The organism is Oceanicella sp., from assembly GCF_056449545.1.
The window spans coordinates 1-17,241 of record NZ_JBWOMN010000145.1; the positions used below are offsets into that span (position 1 = coordinate 1).

At 68.4% G+C, this 17,241-nt stretch carries 19 protein-coding genes and 3 tRNA genes; 8 read left to right on the top strand and 14 right to left on the bottom strand.

Going from position 1 to position 17,241, the window contains the following annotated elements; genetic code table 11:
• From nuoE to AC1HC7_RS18525, 7 genes are all read right to left on the bottom strand, one after another.
• On the bottom strand, positions 1-807 hold an 807-nt coding region (gene nuoE, locus AC1HC7_RS18495; protein ID WP_479499304.1), incomplete at its 3' end, for an NADH-quinone oxidoreductase subunit NuoE.
• Positions 807-2,012 carry an NADH-quinone oxidoreductase subunit D gene (locus AC1HC7_RS18500; RefSeq protein WP_479497683.1) on the bottom strand — a complete coding sequence of 402 codons (1,206 nt, stop codon included), beginning with the start codon at positions 2,010-2,012 and terminating at the stop codon, positions 807-809. The genes nuoE and AC1HC7_RS18500, both read right to left, overlap by 1 nt.
• On the bottom strand, positions 2,012-2,617 hold the full coding sequence (locus AC1HC7_RS18505; RefSeq protein ID WP_479497684.1) for an NADH-quinone oxidoreductase subunit C: 606 nt from the start codon (positions 2,615-2,617) through the stop codon (positions 2,012-2,014). Before AC1HC7_RS18505 ends, AC1HC7_RS18500 begins: the two co-directional genes overlap by 1 nt.
• Positions 2,618-2,642: 25 nt before the next feature.
• The gene (locus tag AC1HC7_RS18510) at positions 2,643-3,221 is read right to left on the bottom strand and encodes a NuoB/complex I 20 kDa subunit family protein (RefSeq protein WP_479499305.1); all 579 of its coding nucleotides are present in this window, start codon (positions 3,219-3,221) and stop codon (positions 2,643-2,645) included.
• Complete coding sequence (locus AC1HC7_RS18515; RefSeq protein ID WP_479497686.1) at positions 3,212-3,577, bottom strand: NADH-quinone oxidoreductase subunit A; 366 nt, start codon at positions 3,575-3,577, stop codon at positions 3,212-3,214. Before AC1HC7_RS18515 ends, AC1HC7_RS18510 begins: the two co-directional genes overlap by 10 nt.
• 482 nt (positions 3,578-4,059) lie before the next feature.
• Positions 4,060-4,136, bottom strand: a tRNA-Asp gene (locus AC1HC7_RS18520).
• A 67-nt stretch (positions 4,137-4,203) separates the two neighbouring features.
• Positions 4,204-4,280, bottom strand: a tRNA-Asp gene (locus tag AC1HC7_RS18525).
• Positions 4,281-4,467: 187 nt separating this feature from the next.
• Between AC1HC7_RS18525 and AC1HC7_RS18530 the strand changes: the two genes are divergently transcribed.
• The 3 genes from AC1HC7_RS18530 to AC1HC7_RS18540 all read left to right on the top strand — a co-directional run bounded on the left by AC1HC7_RS18530 (position 4,468) and on the right by AC1HC7_RS18540 (position 5,622).
• Positions 4,468-4,695 (top strand): hypothetical protein, encoded by a 228-nt coding sequence (locus AC1HC7_RS18530; RefSeq protein WP_479499306.1) that lies wholly within the window; start codon positions 4,468-4,470, stop codon positions 4,693-4,695.
• A gap of 100 nt (positions 4,696-4,795) precedes the next feature.
• Positions 4,796-5,233, top strand: coding sequence for a tellurite resistance TerB family protein (locus tag AC1HC7_RS18535; protein WP_479497688.1), 438 nt, complete (start codon positions 4,796-4,798; stop codon positions 5,231-5,233).
• A 167-nt stretch (positions 5,234-5,400) separates the two neighbouring features.
• A complete protein-coding gene (locus AC1HC7_RS18540) occupies positions 5,401-5,622 on the top strand; it encodes a transposase (RefSeq protein ID WP_479497689.1) in 222 nt (73 codons plus the stop codon).
• A 338-nt stretch (positions 5,623-5,960) separates the two neighbouring features.
• Here the strand turns inward: AC1HC7_RS18540 and AC1HC7_RS18545 are convergent, their stop codons facing one another.
• From AC1HC7_RS18545 to AC1HC7_RS18575, 7 genes are all read right to left on the bottom strand, one after another.
• Positions 5,961-6,410 carry a hypothetical protein gene (locus tag AC1HC7_RS18545; RefSeq protein WP_479499307.1) on the bottom strand — a complete coding sequence of 150 codons (450 nt, stop codon included), beginning with the start codon at positions 6,408-6,410 and terminating at the stop codon, positions 5,961-5,963.
• 137 nt (positions 6,411-6,547) lie between these two features.
• Positions 6,548-7,162 carry a sulfatase-like hydrolase/transferase gene (locus AC1HC7_RS18550; protein ID WP_479497691.1) on the bottom strand — a complete coding sequence of 205 codons (615 nt, stop codon included), beginning with the start codon at positions 7,160-7,162 and terminating at the stop codon, positions 6,548-6,550.
• Between the two features lie 322 nt (positions 7,163-7,484).
• Positions 7,485-7,561, bottom strand: a tRNA-Arg gene (locus AC1HC7_RS18555).
• A gap of 73 nt (positions 7,562-7,634) precedes the next feature.
• Positions 7,635-8,519 (bottom strand): hypothetical protein, encoded by an 885-nt coding sequence (locus AC1HC7_RS18560; RefSeq protein WP_479497692.1) that lies wholly within the window; start codon positions 8,517-8,519, stop codon positions 7,635-7,637.
• On the bottom strand, positions 8,516-8,863 hold the full coding sequence (locus tag AC1HC7_RS18565; protein ID WP_479497693.1) for a phosphoribosyl-ATP diphosphatase: 348 nt from the start codon (positions 8,861-8,863) through the stop codon (positions 8,516-8,518). The genes AC1HC7_RS18560 and AC1HC7_RS18565 overlap by 4 nt, the downstream gene beginning before the upstream one ends.
• Positions 8,860-9,618: an imidazole glycerol phosphate synthase subunit HisF gene (gene hisF, locus AC1HC7_RS18570; RefSeq protein WP_479497694.1), complete on the bottom strand. Its 759-nt coding sequence runs from the start codon at positions 9,616-9,618 to the stop codon at positions 8,860-8,862. Before hisF ends, AC1HC7_RS18565 begins: the two co-directional genes overlap by 4 nt.
• A gap of 113 nt (positions 9,619-9,731) precedes the next feature.
• Complete coding sequence (locus AC1HC7_RS18575; protein ID WP_479497695.1) at positions 9,732-11,054, bottom strand: ROK family transcriptional regulator; 1,323 nt, start codon at positions 11,052-11,054, stop codon at positions 9,732-9,734.
• A gap of 272 nt (positions 11,055-11,326) precedes the next feature.
• Here AC1HC7_RS18575 and AC1HC7_RS18580 point away from each other — a divergent pair, with 272 nt between their 5' ends.
• From AC1HC7_RS18580 to AC1HC7_RS18600, 5 genes are all read left to right on the top strand, one after another.
• Positions 11,327-12,349, top strand: a complete 1,023-nt coding sequence (locus tag AC1HC7_RS18580; protein WP_479497696.1) for a substrate-binding domain-containing protein — start codon at positions 11,327-11,329, stop codon at positions 12,347-12,349.
• 227 nt (positions 12,350-12,576) lie between these two features.
• Positions 12,577-13,650, top strand: coding sequence for an ABC transporter permease (locus AC1HC7_RS18585; protein ID WP_479497697.1), 1,074 nt, complete (start codon positions 12,577-12,579; stop codon positions 13,648-13,650).
• The gene (locus tag AC1HC7_RS18590; protein WP_479497698.1) at positions 13,647-14,435 is read left to right on the top strand and encodes an ATP-binding cassette domain-containing protein; all 789 of its coding nucleotides are present in this window, start codon (positions 13,647-13,649) and stop codon (positions 14,433-14,435) included. The genes AC1HC7_RS18585 and AC1HC7_RS18590 overlap by 4 nt, the downstream gene beginning before the upstream one ends.
• A 596-nt stretch (positions 14,436-15,031) precedes the next feature.
• Positions 15,032-16,681 carry an amidohydrolase gene (locus tag AC1HC7_RS18595; protein ID WP_479497699.1) on the top strand — a complete coding sequence of 550 codons (1,650 nt, stop codon included), beginning with the start codon at positions 15,032-15,034 and terminating at the stop codon, positions 16,679-16,681.
• Positions 16,678-17,241, top strand: a 564-nt coding sequence (locus tag AC1HC7_RS18600) for a CobW family GTP-binding protein (RefSeq protein WP_479499308.1), incomplete at its 3' end; no start/stop codon positions are given. The genes AC1HC7_RS18595 and AC1HC7_RS18600, both read left to right, overlap by 4 nt.

Genomic DNA, 17,241 nt, shown 5'->3' on the forward strand with positions numbered 1-17,241 from the left:
GGCGGCCTTGCGCGACGCGGCCGCCGCGGCGGCGGCGGCGGCGGCGGACAGATCGACGTCGATGTCGGGCGCGGCGGTTTCAGCCTCGGGCGCGGGCGCGGCGGCTTCTGTCTCGGGCGCGGGCGCCGGCGCGTCGCCGAGAATCCGCGCCACGGCGTCGCCCTTCTCCGCCGCCAGGGCCGCCGAGGCGTTGAGCGCCAGGCGCTCTCCCGGCGGGATGATCAGCGTGGTCAGCCCGGATTTCGGCTCCGCCGCGAAGCGGCCGTTCTGGGGCCCCGGGGCCGGAACCTCGCCGCGCGCGAAGGCGTCGAGAATGGCGGCGAAGCTCTCGACGGTCAGGTCCTCGTAGAAATCCTTGCCGATCTGAGCCATGGGCGCGTTGGAGCAGGCCCCGAGGCATTCGACCTCCTCCCATGAAAACTTGCCGTCGGCGGACAGCTCATGAGGGTTCTCGGCGATCTTTTCGCGACAGACGGCGATCAGGTCCTCGGCCCCGCAGATCATGCAGGACAGGGTGCCGCAAACCTGCACATGGGCCACGGACCCGACGGGCTGCAGCTGGAACATGAAGTAGAAGGTCGCGACCTCGAGCCCGCGGATATGCGCCAGTCCGAGCATCTCGGACACGTTCTCGATGGCGGGCCGGGTCAGCCAGCCCTCCTGCTCCTGCGCGCGCCAGAGCAGCGGAATGATCGCCGAGGCCTGACGCCCCTCGGGATACTTCTTGATTTGCGCCTGCGCCCACGCGGCGTTGGCGGGGGTGAAGGCGAAACTGTCGGGCTGGTCCGGATGCAGGCGGCGAAGCATTAGCGGTCGATCTCCCCGAACACCACGTCCAGCGATCCGATGATCGCCGCGACGTCGGCCAGCTGATGGCCCGTTGCCAGATGGTCCATGGCGGCCAGATGCGGATAGCCCGGCGCCCTGATCTTGACCCGATAGGGTTTGTTGGAGCCGTCGGAGACCAGAAACACCCCGAATTCGCCCTTGGGGGCCTCGATCGCGGCGTAGACCTCGCCGGCGGGCACGTGGAACCCTTCGGTGTAGAGCTTGAAGTGATGGATCAGCGCCTCCATCGAGGTCTTCATCTCGTTGCGTTTCGGCGGCGCGAGCTTGCCCCGCTCCATCACCTCTTCGCCCTTGCATTTCTCCATCTTCTCAAGCGCCTGCCGCATGATCTTCAGGCTCTCTCGCATCTCGTCCATGCGGCAGAGATAGCGGTCGTAGCAATCGCCGTTCCTGCCCACCGGGATCTTGAAGTCGAATTCGCTGTAGCCCTCGTAGGGCTGCGCGCGGCGCAGATCCCAGGCCAGACCCGAACCCCGCGCCATGACCCCCGAAAAGCCCAGCTCCTGGACCTCCTGCCTGGAGACGACGGCGATGTCCACGTTGCGCTGCTTGAAGATCCGGTTGCCGGTGAGAAGCCCGTCGAGATCGTCAAGCACCTCGGGAAACGTCTCGGTCCAGGCCATGATGTCGTCGCAGAGCTGCTGGGGCAGGTCCTGATGCACCCCGCCGGGGCGGAAATAGGCGGAATGCAGCCGCGCCCCGCAGGCGCGTTCGTAGAACACCATCAGCTTTTCGCGTTCCTCGAACCCCCAGAGCGGCGGCGTCAGGGCCCCCACGTCCATGGCCTGCGTGGTGACGTTCAGCAGGTGGTTGAGGATGCGGCCGATCTCGGAATACAGCACCCGGATCAGCGATCCGCGGCGCGGGATCTCGACCCCGACCAGCTTTTCGATGGCCAGACACCAGGCGTGTTCCTGATTCATCGGGCAGACGTAGTCGAGCCGGTCGAGATAAGGCAGGTTCTGCAGGTAGGTGCGGCTCTCCATCAGCTTTTCGGTGCCGCGATGCAGCAGGCCGATATGGGGGTCGCAGCGCTCGACCAGCTCGCCGTCAAGCTCCACCACCATGCGCAGCACGCCATGCGCCGCCGGATGCTGGGGTCCGAAATTGATGTTGAAGTTGCGGATGCGCTGCTCGGCGGTCTTGAAATCCTGCCCGTCCATCACGTCGCCTCCTGCTTTTCATCGCCGGGGAGGATGTATTCGGCGCCCTCCCAGGGCGACATGAAGTCGAATTGACGATAATCCTGGGTCAGCGTCACCGGCTCGTAGACCACGCGCTTCTGTTCTTCGTCGTAGCGGGTCTCGACAAAGCCCGTGGTGGGAAAATCCTTGCGCAGCGGATGGCCGCGGAACCCGTAATCGGTAAGCAGGCGGCGCAGGTCCGGGTGGCCCGAGAACAGCAGCCCGAACATGTCGAAGACTTCGCGCTCATACCAGTTGGCGCAGGGGTGGATGCCGGTGATCGAGGGCACGATCTCGTCCTCTCGGGCGCTGGCCTTCAGGCGGATGCGGTGGTTCTGGCGCATGGACAGCAGGTGATAGACCACGTCGAAGCGCTGTTCGCGATCCGGATGATCGACGCCGCAGATGTCGATCAGCGTGGTGAACTGGCAGGCGGCGTCGTCGCGCAGGAAGCGCACCATCTCCGCCAGCTTGTCGAGCGCCACCTGCACGGTCAGTTCGCCATGCGTCACATGCGCGGACACGAACGCCTCGGGCTGGCGCGCCTCCAGCGTCGCGGCGATTTCCATGAGATCTTCTGACATGTCCCCTCCGTCCCCTCGGTCCCGTTCAGCGCGTCAGCGTGCCGGTGCGGCGTATCTTTCGCTGCAATTGCAGAATGCCGTAGAGCAGCGCCTCGGCGGTGGGGGGGCAGCCGGGCACGTAGATGTCCACCGGCACGATCCGGTCGCAGCCGCGCACGACCGAGTAGGAATAATGGTAATAGCCGCCGCCATTGGCGCAGGATCCCATGGAGATCACGTAGCGCGGTTCGGGCATCTGGTCATAGACCTTGCGCAGCGCCGGGGCCATCTTGTTGGTCAGCGTGCCGGCGACGATCATCACGTCGGACTGGCGGGGCGATCCGCGCGGCGCGAAGCCGAATTTCTCGGCGTCGTAGCGGGGCATGGCGGTGTGCATCATCTCCACGGCGCAGCAGGCCAGCCCGAAGGTCATCCAGAACAGCGATCCGGTGCGCGCCCAGTTGATGATGTCGTCGGTGGAGGTGAGCAGGAACCCCTTGTCCGCCAGTTCGTCGGACAGGATGCCGGTCATGACCTCGCGATCGGGGCCCGCGACATTGGCCAGCGCCGAACTCGGGGCCGAACTCGGGGCCGAACTCGGGGCCGGGTTGGGGGTCAATCCCATTCGAGGGCTCCCTTCTTCCACTCATAGGCGAATCCGACGGTGAGCACCCCGAGAAACACGATCATCGACCAGAAGCCGAACAGCCCTATGTCCTTGAACGCCACCGCCCAGGGGAACAGGAACGCCACCTCCAGATCGAAGATGATGAACAGGATGGCCACCAGATAGAAGCGCACGTCGAATTTCATCCGCGCGTCGTCAAACGCGTTGAAGCCGCATTCGTAGGCGGAGGTTTTCTCCGGATCCGGGCGGCGCACCGCAAGCACCAGCGCGGCGATGATCAGAACCAGCGCCAGCGCCACCGCCAATGCCAGAAAAATCAGGATCGGCAGGTATTCCCGGAGAAGGTCTTGCATGAGCGCCCCTTGCGTTGGCCGTGCGCTGACTCGCTATCCCGAAGCGCTGCGCATCATGGCTTTTGGGCTTCTAAACCCGAGGGGCAGTCAGGTCAACCGGAGCCGTCGGTCATGCGGCGCTTGCGAACGGAAACGAAATTTCGACGCCGATACGCGTCGCTCCGCCCCGGAACAAGGCTGGATTCGGCGTGCGCGGCGGCGTCATGACTTTGTTATTGCCGGGTTAATCCACTGCGGCGCCGATTCGCTGCTCCGCCTTGCGCGACCGAATGCGCGCCGTCCAACCACCGTCCCCGCGCCGCGCGGGGCGGCTGACAGGCGGCTGTATGCTGCGTTGCGGCAAGAAGATCGCGCGCAAGCGAGCGGCGCGCCCGCGCCCGGCCCGGCGGCGATGCGGCCGCAACGCGCGCGACGACGCGGCGCTCCGGCGGCGCTCAACCATGAATTGCGCTAGAAACGGCCGCCCCGAAACGGCGGGAAAGTGGCGCGGTTGACGGGGCTCGAACCCGCGACCTCCGGCGTGACAGGCCGGCACTCTAACCAGCTGAGCTACAACCGCGCTGACGATCGCTTGGCCAAGGGCCCCGGGCGGTCGGCCGGTCGGACATTCGCAGGGAATCGGACGGTGGCGCGGTTGACGGGGCTCGAACCCGCGACCTCCGGCGTGACAGGCCGGCACTCTAACCAACTGAGCTACAACCGCAGCCGTCCGCGCCCGACGAAGGCGTCTGGCGTGGGCGGCGTTTTAGGACTCGGCGCCGGGGGCGTCAAGCACTTATCTTCCCGCTTCTACCAAAGCGGCTTATGGTGTATCGACCTCGCTTATTGCGTGTGCGCCGATCGATTCAGGCGTTTCCGGATTGAACGGGGTCAAGGGATTTGCGCCGATGATGTCTTTTCCGCCAACCTCCTCGCGCCGCCTGGCGATCGCGGTTTTCGTGATGCTGCTGAGCCTGGCCCTGATCATGATCTACGCCGCCCTGACCATGGACGACCCTTCATCCGGCGCGGCGGGCGCGGCAGGCGGGAACGCCGCCCCGCTGACCGCGATCGCGGCCCCCGCCATGCCCGGGGCCGGGCCGCCCCACGGCGCGCCGGCCAAACTCGATCAGCCCTGAGCCGGCGCGCCGCTGGCCGCCGCCCAACCGCCGGGCGCGCTTGCCTTGCGGGGCCAAATGACCAATCTATCCGGGCAAGCCACGCTGGATCGGAGACCGGATGCTCAAAACCCTGCTCGCCCGTTTCGCCCGCGCGGACGCCTCGCCGATGCCCGAGGACGACGCCCGCCTGGCCCTGACCGCGCTGATGGTGCGCGCCGCCCGCGCGGACGGCGACTATGCGGCGATCGAACGCCGAACCATCGCCGACGCGATCGCCGCGCGCCACGCGCTGTCCCCCGAAGCCGTCGAAACCCTGCTGAGCGAGGCCGAAGCCGCCGAGGCCGTGGCCCCCGACACCGTGCGCTTCACCCGCCTGATCAAGCGCGCCGTGCCCTACGAGGCCCGCGCCGAGGTGGTCGAGGCGCTGTGGCGCGTGGTGCTCGCCGACGGCCGCCGCGACCCCGAGGAGGACGCCTTCCTGCGCCAGCTGGTGGCGCTTGTCGGCGTCTCCGATCAGGACAGCGCCCGCGCCCGGCAGCGCGCCGCGAACGGCTGAGCGCGGCGCGGGAAAGCGAAGCGCGCATCAGTGATCCGGCTGCCTGTCATGCGGACACATTGCGCGCGCTTTGTCATGTCTCGGAGCATGTTCGAGAAGGTGGAACCCCAAAGGCGGCGCGTTGTGAGTCACGGGGTGTCGATGTCAATGATGCCGGACCGACACGGATGCCCGAGCTCCGAAGGCGCATGCGCCCGACCGATTTGACGAACGGTCGGCGGGGCGCGATTGCGCCGATGACGCCCGATGCCGATCCGGTCGGGCGGCCACGCAAGACCGACAAGCGCGCGATCATCGAGGCCATCCTGCATTTCCTGCGCGCGGGCCGCTCGTCGTCGCGGTCCATGCCGCGGATATGCAAGATCGCGACGGGGCAAAGGGCGTTCTGAAACGCCCGCGCCGGGCTCCCTTTCGTGGAGCACGCCTTTGCGGATGGCGGCCACGCGGCAAAGCTTGCGGCATGGGCGCGGAACAAGACCGGCATCTGCATCGAGATCGTCCGACGCAGGCCATGCAGGAAAGGCGTCGTCGTCATTCTCGGGCGATGGGTTGTCGAGCGGACTTTCGCATGGGTCATCGAATGCCGACGCCTGGCGCGAGATCATGAACGCCTCACCAAGGTCGCGGAACCTCTGATCACGATCGCGGCGGCCGCCACCCCGATCAGGCGCTGGCCGGGAGGCGTCTCGAGCACGCTCTCACGCGTCATGGCGCCGCCGCATTTCGTTCAATGCCCGATGTCTTTCGGGGGGTGTTTCCTGAATGTTGCGGCATGGGCCTTCATGTCGGCGCCCAGCGACGCGAGCCAGGCATTCATCCTGTGGCCAACGGGGTATTGTTCCTTGGGGGCGATGAACAGGTTGAACGCCCATGGCGCAACGCCGACATCCTGCGCCGTTGCCATGTCGATCCACAGCGTCCGCCGCTGCGGCAGGATGACCTTCACGTGTGATTTGCATTCCCGCATCCGGATTGCCGCAAAGGTGGACCCGAACCGATACTGTATCTGTTCGCGCAGGCCTTGACCGTCATCGGCGATGAGAAACGAGCTCTGGTCGATGCCGTCGATATGGACATCCCCGGGCATGTCATCCAGCGCCCGCGCCACCCACGGCGTAAAGAACCCCGCCGGCATTGTCGTCAACATCGGCGCCCATCGTGACCAGCGTGCTTTCACGCCCAGCGCCCGGGGCCATGAAGTCCGGCGTCCGGCGCGCGGCCTGGGTGAAATTCCAGCCGGAATGGTCGGATTTCACCCGATCCTGGGGATGCAGCCGCAACCAGTTTCCCGCGCCACTTCGGAAAACCGCGTTTTCATGGCTGCCGGACGCTCGGGCTGTTGGGCGGCGAGATCGTTGACCTGAGAAAAATCCTTGCTCGGATCGTGAAGCTCCCATTGATCATCGGCCGAATCCCAATTGGCGATGCGCTCGACCGAGGCGGGCGCATCCCAGGGAAGCAACGGCCCGGAGGGCCTGCGAACCAGCCATCGAGATAGATGCGGTTGGGCCATGAGATGACCATCGGGTTGCGGGCGCCGCCAGAACGGGACCCCATGAGTTTGGTCCCCTTGAACGGCGTGCCGCCGGCCCAGGCCCATCCGGCATGATACATGCTGTCGGTCCTGGACGACCCGAGCGCTTCGATTCCTCCCAGCCGGTCGAGCGCCTCAAGTTGCTGCTCGACTGTGTCGGGAATGTTGTTCTGCGCCAGCAATTCGCCGATCGTTTCATTCCGGCCTTCGGCGCTGGAGCCGTTGTCGCCGAAAACGCAGAACGCCAGCGTGTTGCCTTTCAGGCCGCGCGCTTCAAGTCCGTCCAGCAGCCTGCCCACCTGCGCGTCGGCATGTTCGACGAAACCGGCGAATATCTCCATTCCGCGCGTTTGGAAATCCCGCTGGCTTTCGGGGATGCTGTCCCGGGATGCCATCGTTTCATCGCGCGGGGTCAGTGCGGGGTCAGTGCGGGGTCAGTTTGGTCCCGGCGGGAATGATCCCCAGCTCAGGCTGGCCCTGAAATGTCTGTTCGCGATAGACATCCCGGCGATCATCAACCTTGCCGCCGTATTTGTCGGCCCGTTCCGCAAAGATGCGGTGGGGCCCGCGCCGCCCTGGGCAAATGCCGGGGCGCCCGCGTCCATCAAGGCGGTCAGTGCTCAGCACTGATGCTGCCGGTCGCACCGAGGGCATGGCGCCGGCATGATCTTCTGGAACGAAGTCGCTCCAGTTCCTTGCTCAGGCCATTGAAGTTATTGGCGCACCCGACAGGATTCGAACCTGTGGCCTCTGCCTTCGGAGGGCAGCGCTCTATCCAGCTGAGCTACGGGTGCGTCGCGGGCCGATATAGCGCACCTCCCGAGGAGACGCAACGCGATTTGGCGGTCCCGGCGGGGCGATTCTCCGTCAGGGGGGCGGCGCGCGCAGATCGTCGATCGGCGCCGTCACCGCATGACGCAGCGCGCTCGGGCCGGGGGCCAGCGACGCCGCAGGCGCCGGGGCGACGAAGGCCTGCAATCGCGGGCGCGGGGCGGGCAGCATGCGCCTGAGGCTCGCCAGTTCGGGGAGCGGCGCCGGGCCCGCCCCGATCATCGCGGACAGGTGCGCGGGCGGGGGCGGGGGCGGGCAGGCATAGTGGATCATCATCCAGTCGACCCCCGCGACGACGCGATCCGCCTCGACCATGGCCAGCAAGCGCCGCGCCCCCGCTGGGCTCAGCAGGTAGGCGTCGGCGCCGGGGGTTTTGGGAAACCCGGGCGCGGACCTCGCCTTGGCCAGCCCGGCATGGCGGGCGATCAGCGTCGCGAGGGGCAGGAAATCCGGGTCGCCGGGGCGCGCCGCCGCCCGGCGCCACGCGGCGGCGCGGCTGTTGACGAGAATCATGTCCCAGGCCTCGGGCAGGATCGCGACGGTGTCGCCCCGCCCCGCCGCTTCGCCGACGGGGCGGCGGACAAGCGCCCCCTCCGCCCGCCAGCGCAGCGCGGATTCGAGCCGCGCGTCATCCTCGCAGATCAGCGTCGCGGCGCCGCTGGCGGCGACGCGCCGCCAGGCCGCCATATGGGCGAGGCAGCAGGCGAAGGCGCCGGGCTTGATGCGATCGCTTTCCCAGAAGCGCGCGGGCAGCAGATGCGCCCAGGGCGAAAAATCCGCGCCCGGGGCGTGGGCGTCCATGGCCTCGACGATCCCGAACCCCTGCCCCGCGCGCGCGGCGGCGGCGGCGAACCCGGCGCGGCGCCCGCCGTCAGCCGCGCGGCTGAGCAGCAGCACCGGGACCGGCGCCGCATCGCTCACCCGAACGGATCCCCGGGGCGCGCGGCCTTCTCGGCGATGCCCGACAGCCCCTCGCGCCGCGCCAGTTCGTCCAGCACCTCGTCAAGGGCGACGTCGCGCGCCGCCAGCATCACCAGCAGGTGGTAGAGCACGTCGGCGGCCTCGCAGACCAGGTTGTCGCGGTCGTTGACGGCGGCGGCGATGATCGCCTCCACCGCCTCCTCGCCGAATTTCTCGGCGCATTTTCCGGGCCCCCTGGCCAGCATCTTCGCGGTGTGCGAACTGGCGGGATCGGCGGTCTTGCGCGCCGCGATGACCGCCTCGAGCCGGGCCAGAACGCCGGCGCCGTCGCCCCCGCCGCTCACAGCCGCACCGGCACGCCGGCGGCGCGCATGTGGCGCTTGGCCTCGCCGATGGAATGATCGCCAAAGTGAAAGATCGACGCCGCCAGCACCGCCGAGGCATGGCCCTCGGTCACCCCCGCCACCAGATGGTCAAGCGCCCCGACCCCGCCCGAGGCGATCACCGGGATGCGCACCGCGTCGGCGACGGCGCGGGTCAGGGGCAGGTTGTAGCCCGACCGCGTGCCGTCGCGATCCATCGAGGTCAGCAGGATCTCGCCGGCGCCTTTCGCCTGCATCAGCCGCGCGAATTCCACCGCGTCGATGCCGGTCGCCCGCCGCCCGCCATGGGTGAAGATCTCCCACTTGCCCGGCGACACGGTTTTCGCGTCGATCGCCACCACGATGCATTGCGCGCCGAACTTGTTGGCGGCCTGGGCGATCACGTCGGGGTCGTTCACCGCGGCGGTGTTGAAGCTGGCCTTGTCGGCGCCGGCGAGCAGCAGCTGGCGCACGTCCTCGGGGGTGCGCACGCCGCCGCCGATGGTCAGCGGCATGAAGCAGTGCTCGGCGGTGCGCCGGGCGACATCCAGCAGCGTGCCGCGGTTTTCGTGGCTGGCGGAAATATCGAGGAAACACAGCTCGTCGGCCCCGGCCTCGTCATAGGCCATGGCCGATTGCACCGGGTCGCCGGCGTCGATCAGATCGACGAAATTGACCCCCTTGACCACGCGCCCATCCTTCACGTCGAGGCAGGGGATGATGCGGATTTTCAGCATGTTTTCGGCATGGCGAGCCCTCGGCGCGGCGGGTTTCGCCCGTCATAGCCGGTTCGCGCGGGCGTTTCAAAGGCGGTTTTCGCGACGCGCCGCCCGGATCCATCCGCCGATCGTCACCCCGGCGGCGCGGTTTCCTTGAACAGCACGCTCTGATCCAGCAGGTGGCGGGCGAACAGCGGCAGGCTGGCGGCGCCGATGGCGCGGGCGCCGGCGCCCACCTGCCCGGCGACGATGCGCGGCGGCGCGATGCCCTGGGTGTCGAGCCGCGCCGCCTCGGCGGCCGCCGCGGCGACGATGCGCGCGCGCACTTGCGCCGGAAAGGCGCCGTCGATCACCACCGCCTCGAAATCGATCACCGCAGAGGCCGCCACCGCCGCCAGCGCCAGGTTGCGCGCGGTGGCGGCGATCCAGTCGTCGAGCAGCGCATCGAAGCCCGGCAGGGTCTCGGGCCACGCGTCGGGCGTCAGCCACAGGGCGGAAGGATCGGCGCCGCGCGCGGTCATCATTTGCTCCAGCACATGGATGGAGGCCAGTTTCACCAGCTGTTCGGGGCGGCCGCCGGCCTGCGGAATCGGCAGCGAGCCCAGCGCCCCGGCGTTGCGGCTGCGCCCGACATAGAGCGACTGGTTCAGCGCCAGCCCGCCGCCGACGAAGGCGCCGACGAAAAAATAGCAGAAATCCGAATACTGCGCGCCGCGTCCGAACACCAGTTCGGCCCCGCAGGCGGCGGTGGCGTCGTTCTGGATGAAGATCGGCGCGGCGCAGACCCGCGCCAGTTCCGTTTCCATATCGAATCCGCGCCAGATTTCCAGATCCCCCGGGTCGCAGTCGAACATCTCCGACCAGTTCCACAGTTCGAACGGCATGGCGACGCCGACGCCGGAGATCCGCCGCCGCCCGTCCGCGGACAGCGCCGCGCTCAGTTCGGCGACGCCGCGCGCGGCGAAGCGCAGGATTCGCTCGGGACGGGGATGGGGGTAGATCTCGCGCCGCGCCGCGCGGGTTCGCCCGACGAAATCCATCAGCACCAGATCGGCGCTGCGCCGCCCGATCTTCAGCCCGAAGGAATACGCCCCGTCGGGGTTGAGCGACATGGGGATCGAGGGCTGCCCCACCCGCCCGCGCCGCGGCGCGCCGCGGATCAGCAGCCCGTCGGCCTCCAGCCCGCGCATGATCACCGTCACCGCCTGCGCCGAGAGTCCCGAGCGCCTGGCGATCTCGGATTTCGGCAGGCTTTCGTGGCGGCGCACCAGCGACAGCACCAGGCGTTCGTTATAGGCGCGCACGCGGCGCTGATTGGCGCCGCCGCCGGGGTCGATCACGCGATCCCGCCCGGCCCCGCCGCCCAGGTCATCGCCCGGGTCATCGCGCGGGGCATCGCCCTGATCGGCGCCCTGATCCCGATCCGTCGCGCCCTGTGCCGGGATTTTCGCCACTAGCCCTCCAAAGCCCTCATCGCCCCCGAATGCCCCCCAATGCCCCATCGCGCCCCGAAACCCGCCGGGCCGGCGCCGGCGCCGGCGCATCCGCGAGCATGACACGGGGCGCGATAATAAATCAAACCGCGTTATTAATTGACAGGCGCGGGGATCGGTGAAAGCATTTTGCCATGCCGCGTCGGGTCCGCCGCGCCAGGCCCAGGCAGGGCGGGCGGATGCGCGGCCGGATCGCACTGCAACGGATTCCAGCCACCCTGGGAGGGACACTCATGAAAAAGACGCTTATGACCACCGCCGTCTGCGCGCTTGCGCTCGGCGCTTTCGCGGTTCCGGCGATGTCCGCCGAAATCTCCGCCTGCCTGATCACCAAGACCGACACCAACCCGTTCTTCGTGAAGATGAAGGAAGGCGCCAGCGCCAAGGCCAAGGAACTGGGCATCGACCTGAAATCCTACGCCGGCAAGATCGACGGCGATTCCGAAAGCCAGGTGGCGGCGATCGAGACCTGCATCGCCGGCGGCGCCAAGGGCATCCTGATCACCGCCTCGGACACCGCCGGCATCGTGCCGACGATCAAGCTGGCGCGCGACGCGGGGCTGCTGGTGATCGCGCTCGACACCCCGCTCGACCCGATCGACGCCGCCGACGCCACCTTCGCCACCGACAACTTCCTCGCCGGCGAGCTGATCGGCAAATGGGCCGCCGCCTCGCTCGGCGACGCGGCCAAGGACGCGCGCATCGGCATGCTTGATCTGGCGGTCAGCCAGCCCACCGTGGGCGTGCTGCGCGATCAGGGCTTTCTCACCGGCTTTGGCATCGACATCGGCGACCCCAAGCGCTGGGGCGACGAGACCGACGCGCGCATCGTCGGCCACGACATCACCGCGGGCAACGAGGAAGGCGGCCGCAAGGCCATGGAGAATCTGCTGATCAAGGACCCGACCATCAACGTGGTCTACACCATCAACGAACCCGCCGCCGCCGGCGCCTATGAGGCGCTGAAGGCCATGGGCCGCCAGAACGACGTGCTGATCGTGTCCGTGGACGGCGGCTGCCCCGGCGTCGCCAATGTCAAGGACGGGGTCATCGGCGCCACCTCGCAGCAGTATCCGCTGCTGATGGCCTCGCTCGGCATCGAGGCGATCGCCGCCTGGGCCAAGGACGGCTCCAAGCCCGAGAACACCCCCGGCAAGGATTTCTTCGACACCGGCGTGGCGCTGGTCACCGACAAGCCGGTCGCCGGGGTCGAATCCATCGACACCGTCGAGGGCATGAACCGCTGCTGGGGCTGAGCCCGCGCGCATGGCCCGCCCGCCCTTGCGCCCTGCCCGACCCGTCCCGGCGGGCGGGCTTGACGGGCGGGCTTGACGGGCGGGCTTGACGGGCGGGCGATCACCGCCCGGCCATGCGCGGCCATGTGAACGAACCGGACGGGGCGGCGCGCGTGTCGCCCCTTCCCCGCCCACCCCCCGGATCCACGCCCGGATCCACGCTCATCCCCGCAAGCCCCAGGACGCCCATGCCGAACACATCCGCCGCCGAGGACGACTTCAAGACCGCGCTCAGCGGCGCCGATGAGGAGATCGCGAGCTTCGAGGAAACCGGCGCCTCGCCCCTGCGCGCGGTCCAGCACTGGCTGCACCGCACGCCCGCGGCGGTGCCGCTGATCGTGCTCACCCTGTCGGTGGCGGTGTTCGGCCTGCTGCTGGGCCAGAAATTCTTCTCCCCCTTCGCGCTCACCCTGATTCTTCAGCAAGTGGCCATCGTCGGCATCGTCGGCGCGGCGCAGTCGCTGGTGATCCTCACCGCCGGCATCGACCTGTCGGTGGGGGCGATCATGGTGATCTCCTCGGTGTTCATGGGCCAGTTCACCTTCCGCTACGGCATTCCGGCGGAAATCTCGGTGCTGCTGGGCCTGGCCGCCGGAACCCTGCTGGGCGGCGTCAACGGCGTGCTGGTCGCCTATATGCGCCTGCCGCCCTTCATCGTCACGCTGGGCATGTGGCAGATCGTGCTGGCCGCCAATTTCCTTTATTCCGCCAACGAGACCATCCGCAGCCAGGACATCGAGAAACAGGCCCCGATCCTGCAATTCCTCGGCGGCAAGGTGCAGATCGGCGGCGCGGTGTTCACCTATGGCGTGATCGTCTTCGTGCTGCTGGCGCTGCTGCTGGCCTATATCCTGAAGAACACCGCCTGGGGGCGCCATGTCTACGCCGTCGGCGACGACCCCGAGGCGGCGGAACTGTCCGGCGTGCAGGTCAGGAAGGTGCTGGTCTCGGTCTACGCCACCGCGGGGCTGATCTGCGCCATCGCCGGCTGGGCGCTGATCGGGCGCATCGGGTCCGTGTCGCCCACCGCCGGGCAGTTCGCCAACATCGAATCGATCACCGCCGTGGTGATCGGCGGCATCTCGCTGTTCGGCGGGCGCGGCTCGATCATGGGCATGCTGTTCGGGGCGCTGATCGTCGGGGTGTTCTCGCTGGGGCTGCGGCTGATGGGGGCCGACCCGCAATGGACCTACCTGCTGATCGGGGTGCTGATCATCGCCGCCGTCGCCATCGACCAACGCATCCGGGAGGTCTCGGCATGACCCGACCCATGCTCACCGCGCGCAACCTGGTGAAGCGCTACGGCAGCGTGACGGCGCTGGATCACGCCGATCTCGACCTCTATCCCGGCGAGATCCTGGCGGTGATCGGCGACAACGGCGCCGGCAAGACCACGCTGATCAAGGCGCTGGTCGGGGCCATCCCGGTCAACGAGGGCGAAATCCGGCTCGAAGGCGAACTGGTCAATTTCCGCTCGCCCATGGAGGCCCGCGAGGCCGGCATCGAGACCGTGTTCCAGACCCTCGCCCTGTCCCCCGCCCTGTCGATCGCGGACAACATGTTCCTGGGGCGCGAACTGCGCAAACCCGGGTTTCGCGGGCGCTTCCTGCGTCAGCTCGACCGCGCGGCCATGGAGCGCATCGCCCGCGACAAGCTCACCGAACTGGGGCTGATGACCATTCAGAACATCACCCAGGCGGTGGAGACCCTGTCGGGCGGCCAGCGTCAGGGGGTCGCGGTGGCGCGCGCCGCCGCCTTCGGATCGAAGGTGATCATCATGGACGAACCCACGGCGGCGCTGGGCGTGAAGGAATCGCGCCGGGTGCTGGACCTGATGCAGGACGTGAAGGCCAAGGGCTCGCCGATCATCCTGATTTCCCACAACATGCCGCATGTGTTCGAGGTGGCAGACCGCATCCATATCCACCGGCTGGGGCGGCGGCTTTGCACCATCAGCCCGCGGGAGCACTCCATGTCCGACGCCGTGGCCTTCATGACCGGCGCCAAGCAGCCCCCGCCCGAGACCGCCGAGACCGCCGCCGCCTGACGCCGCCGGCGCCTCCTGTCGGCGACAGGCGCGGCCCGCCCGGCCCGTTCAGGTCGGGCATGGGAAAATCGGCAAGCCCGTTAATCTTTCTCAACGCGTCATTAACGAATCACCGAACGGTCATTCTGCCAATCACGGCGAAACTGGGGCAATGCGACTCGTTTGTTAACAAAAGGTTAAAATCCGCCCTCTCCCCGATTATGGCGATGCACAGGCGATTTCGTTCATGACACATTAAGCTCGTGAAGTGGCGTACAGTGACTTCTCCGGGGCTTGGGCAAGTTGATCCAGGCTGTATCGGATCGAATGCGTAGCGTGTCGACCCAGCCCCGGAGGCCCTTCTCCGACGCTGACATTGTTTGCGATGTTTCGGCCCTCCGCCTTGTCCGGGCGGCGGGCCGAACGCGGTCCCGGCCATGCCCGGCGCATAGCCTTCAAGGCAGTTCAGACCCGCGAACCCGGGGTTTTTCCGCCTGTCGCCGTCCGCGCCGCGTTGCGCCGGGCGCGCGCGGGCGCCACAGTCGCCGCCATGACCCGCGATCCGGGCAAAGCCGCGCAGACGGCCGCCGCCGCGCCAGCCCCCGAGGGAGGACCCCATGCCCGAAACCGCCGACCCCATCACCCTGTTCAGCGCCCGAAAGATCATCACCATGGACCCCAACCGCCCTGCGGCAAGCCATGTGGCGGTGCGGGACGGGCGCGTCCTTGCGGTCGGCGGCCCGGATTGCGCCGCGCCCTGGGGCGGCGGGCGCCCCGATGACCGGCTCGCGGATCATGTGCTCATGCCCGGCTTCGTCGAGGGCCACGCGCATCTCATGGCCGGGGCCATGTGGCGCTACGCCTATGCCGGCTATCACGATCGCACCGACCCCGCGGGCAAGCTGTGGAAGGGGCGCACCGACATCGGCGCGGCGCTCGACGGGCTGCGCGCGGCGCAGGCGGCGATCGCCGCCTCCGCCACGCCCGACGCGCCGCTTTTCGCCTGGGGGTTCGATCCGATCTTCCTGACCTCCGAACGGCTCAACCGCCACCACCTCGACGCGGTGTCCCCGGATCGCCCCATCGCCGTGCTGCATTCGAATTTCCACCTGATGACCGCCAATTCCGCGGCGCTGGCGCTGGCGGGCTACACCCGCGAGACCAATGTCGAGGGCGTGGCCATGGATGACGACGGCCCCACCGGCGAATTGCAGGAAATGGCCGCCATGTTCCCGGTGCTGCGGCGGCTCGGCGTCGATTTCCGCGCCCTCTGCGCCACGGATTCGGCGCTGCGCGACTATGCCGAGACCGCGCGCCTGGTGGGCGTCACCACCTGCACCGACCTGTTCGCGACGCTGGAGCCCGGGGACATCGACGCGCTCGCCGCCATGACCGCCGGCGACGATTTCCCGCTGCGGCTGGTTCCGGCGCTGGGCGGGCTCGGCGCGCCGCCCGAACAGATCGTCGCGACCGCGCTGGCGATGCGGGAAAAATCCACCGACAAGCTGCGCCTCGGGGCGGTGAAGCTGATGACCGACGGCTCGATCCAGGGGTTTACCGCGCGCATCAAGTGGCCGGGCTATGTCAACGGCGTTCCGAACGGCATCTGGAACACCGCGCCCGAACAGCTTGACGCGCTGTGCGACGCGCTGCACGGGGCCGGGTTGCAGATGCATATCCATGTCAATGGCGACGAGGCGTCGGAGGCGGCGCTGGACGCGCTGGAAAAGGCCATGGCGAAACATCCGCGCCGCGATCACCGCCATGTGCTCCAGCACGGACAGATGATCGGCGCCGACCAGTTCGCGCGCATGAAGGCGCTGGGGCTTTGCGCCAACCTGTTTTCGAATCACATCTTCTATTTCGGCGACCAGCATGCGGCCCTGACCATCGGCGAGGATCGCGCGCAGCGCATGAACGCCTGCCGTTCGGCGCTCGACGCCGGGGTGCCGCTGGCGATCCATTCCGACGCGCCGGTGACCCCCATGGGGCCGCTGCACGTGGCCTGGTGCGCGGCGAACCGGCTGACGGGATCCGGGCGGGTTCTGGGCGAGGCGCAGCGCATCACCGTCCCCGAGGCGCTGCGCGCCATCACCCTGGGCGCCGCCTACACGCTCAAGCTCGATGCCGAGATCGGGTCGATCGAGACCGGCAAGCGCGCCGATTTCGCGGTGCTGGGAGAGGATCCTCTGGCGGTCGCGCCCGAGGCGCTGCGCGACGTTGCGGTGCTGGGCACGGTGTTCGGCGGTCAGGTCCGCCTGTCGTGACCCTGGCGCCGCTGCCGGTGACGGTGATCTCGGGCTATCTGGGCGCCGGCAAGACCAGTCTGATCAATCACCTGCTGCGCCACGCGGACGGGCGGCGGATCCTGGTGCTGGTCAATGATTTCGGCGCCATCAACATCGACGCCGACCTGCTGGAAAGCGCCAGCGAGGACACCGTCCTGCTGTCCAACGGCTGCGTCTGCTGCACCCTGGGCGGCGATCTGATGCATGCGCTGGGCGACGCGCTGGACCGCCGCCCGCGCCCCGACTGCCTGGTGATCGAGGCCAGCGGCGTCGCCGAACCGCGCCGCATCGCCGCCGTCGCCATGGCCGAACCCGAGATGCGCCCCGGCGGCGTGGTGACGCTGGCGGACGCCGAAAACCTGGTCGCGACGCTCGACGATCCGCGCATCGGCGCGCAGGTCGGGGCGCAGATCGCGGCCGCGGATCTGGTGGCGCTGACGCGGGGCGACCGGGTCGATCCCGCACCGGCGCTGGCCCGCATCGCGGCGCTGAGCGACGCGCCGGTGGCGGCGGCCCCGTTCGGGCGGCTGCCACCGGCG

Coding starts and splice junctions, on each gene's coding strand:
- AC1HC7_RS18590 (WP_479497698.1), top strand. CDS start 13,647: ATGACCCGACCCATGCTCACCGCGCGCAACCTGGTGAAGCGCTACGGC.
- AC1HC7_RS18530 (WP_479499306.1), top strand. CDS start 4,468: ATGTCTTTTCCGCCAACCTCCTCGCGCCGCCTGGCGATCGCGGTTTTC.
- AC1HC7_RS18505 (WP_479497684.1), bottom strand. CDS start 2,617: ATGTCAGAAGATCTCATGGAAATCGCCGCGACGCTGGAGGCGCGCCAG.
- AC1HC7_RS18595 (WP_479497699.1), top strand. CDS start 15,032: ATGCCCGAAACCGCCGACCCCATCACCCTGTTCAGCGCCCGAAAGATC.
- AC1HC7_RS18540 (WP_479497689.1), top strand. CDS start 5,401: ATGCCCGAGCTCCGAAGGCGCATGCGCCCGACCGATTTGACGAACGGT.
- AC1HC7_RS18515 (WP_479497686.1), bottom strand. CDS start 3,577: ATGCAAGACCTTCTCCGGGAATACCTGCCGATCCTGATTTTTCTGGCA.
- AC1HC7_RS18510 (WP_479499305.1), bottom strand. CDS start 3,221: ATGGGATTGACCCCCAACCCGGCCCCGAGTTCGGCCCCGAGTTCGGCC.
- AC1HC7_RS18550 (WP_479497691.1), bottom strand. CDS start 7,162: ATGGCATCCCGGGACAGCATCCCCGAAAGCCAGCGGGATTTCCAAACG.
- hisF (WP_479497694.1), bottom strand. CDS start 9,618: ATGCTGAAAATCCGCATCATCCCCTGCCTCGACGTGAAGGATGGGCGC.
- AC1HC7_RS18580 (WP_479497696.1), top strand. CDS start 11,327: ATGAAAAAGACGCTTATGACCACCGCCGTCTGCGCGCTTGCGCTCGGC.
- AC1HC7_RS18585 (WP_479497697.1), top strand. CDS start 12,577: ATGCCGAACACATCCGCCGCCGAGGACGACTTCAAGACCGCGCTCAGC.
- AC1HC7_RS18500 (WP_479497683.1), bottom strand. CDS start 2,012: ATGGACGGGCAGGATTTCAAGACCGCCGAGCAGCGCATCCGCAACTTC.
- AC1HC7_RS18535 (WP_479497688.1), top strand. CDS start 4,796: ATGCTCAAAACCCTGCTCGCCCGTTTCGCCCGCGCGGACGCCTCGCCG.